This window comes from Bacteroides sp. D55t1_190419_B8, from assembly GCF_015558905.1.
Classification (GTDB): domain Bacteria; phylum Bacteroidota; class Bacteroidia; order Bacteroidales; family Bacteroidaceae; genus Bacteroides; species Bacteroides vicugnae.
Genome location: NZ_JADMOU010000067.1, coordinates 1 through 1,586, shown reverse-complemented (window position 1 = coordinate 1,586; position 1,586 = coordinate 1). Strand labels below are relative to the sequence as shown.

The window sequence follows — 1,586 nt, the reverse complement described above, 5'->3', positions numbered from 1 at the left end:
GATAGAAAAGGCGGACTGGATTGGTATGATTATGGAGCGCGAATGTATGATGCGGCATTGGGAAGATGGCATGTGGTGGATCCGATGGCGGATAAATGTTATGGCATTAGTCCGTATAATTATTGTGCAAACAATCCTATTAAATACATAGATCCGACAGGCATGGTTTATGGAGACTATTATAGTGGCTATTCAGGAAAATTTCTATTTAATGACGGCATTGATGATAATAAAGTCTATGTTCGAACTACCAATGCTGTAGGAAATGAACTAACAGTTAAAGATACTTATGTTGGATTGAAAAAAGATGTTCCTGATAAAACAAGTGTATTTAATTCATTTCTAGAGAAGACAAAGGACTATTTTTCTGCAATGGATCGACGGCTTGAAAACAAAGAATCAAGCATTATGATGGGTGGCATGGGAAAATATAAAAGGAAACTTGACGTTTTCCGGAAATTAGTAACTGATGGCGCCCCTTTTGATATAAAGGTTGCAGAAGGAGGAGAGTTTTCTACTAACACACGAAATGTATTCAAAAACGGCTACGCGTTCTATGATGGTAAGCTATTCCGTTATGATGATTTTGGTAATTTTAATTATGGAGTTGCAGGAAAAGCTTTTGGATTGTCAGAATCTATATTGAAGGTAGGTGCAGGGGTAAATCAGTTGTCTAAGCCTAATGTTCCTCATTCTATTTTTAGTTTCGGAGATGAAGACAAGGATAATTATATGATTAGACAAGGTTTTGAATATTATAATAAACACTTTAAATAATATCAGGTTATGCGAAAAAATAAATTTATATTATTAATATTTGTTTTGGTGATGAGTTCATGTAAAAATGAATATGTATTGGATATTAATAATGTACCGGAATTAAGTAACGCAATACTTGAATCAGAGATATATATGAAAAAGATAGAAGTACTACCTACTTATCCCGATGATTATGTTGAGGTTGGAGATTTATATTTAGGGAAAATAGGATTACTTTATTCGACATTGAATTATGACCCAAATGGTTCAATACAAGAAGGGCGTTACAATCCAAACTGGCAGCCCAATGTAGATACTTTGCAGAATGTACCGGGATTAAATCCAGAAGAATGGAAAGAGCTAAAGAGGAATCTTAAGATTTTAGGTAAATATGGTATATATTCGAGTAGCCAAGCTGTCTATAATGACGGCAAGTTTCAATTTTATTATTATTTATACAAAGCCGATAAATATAATAAAATAGGTCCCAGAGCCTTTTTAGCCGTTCTTTCAGAAGCTCAAACTCAAATGAGAGATTTTAAAAGTCGCTTCATTATAATGGATAGAAAGGATAATTTGTATCTTTTGATTTCTTCAGATAGAAATTAGTTTCTTTTGAAAGAAATATACCAGTATCTATCATTTATTTTTAAGAACGGTATAAATCCTTCAAAGTAGGATTTATACCGTTTTTATTTTTATATGCTGACAATAACACGGGAAATGTTGTTGCTTTATTGAAAGATTTGGATAAAAAGATAATTGATATTCAATATAATTTCCTAAATTTACCGAACCGTATAGAGTTTGAAGATGGCAGCTCTATT

General features: G+C 32.5%; 2 protein-coding genes. Both read left to right on the top strand.

Annotated elements, in window-relative coordinates; translation table 11 throughout:
- On the top strand, nt 1-777 hold a 777-nt coding region (locus tag I2I13_RS24360; RefSeq protein ID WP_229128720.1), incomplete at its 5' end, for a polymorphic toxin type 44 domain-containing protein.
- Between the two features lie 9 nt (nt 778-786).
- A complete protein-coding gene (locus I2I13_RS24355) occupies nt 787-1,368 on the top strand; it encodes a hypothetical protein (protein ID WP_195650758.1) in 582 nt (193 codons plus the stop codon).
- The last annotated feature ends 218 nt before the right edge of the window (nt 1,369-1,586 follow it).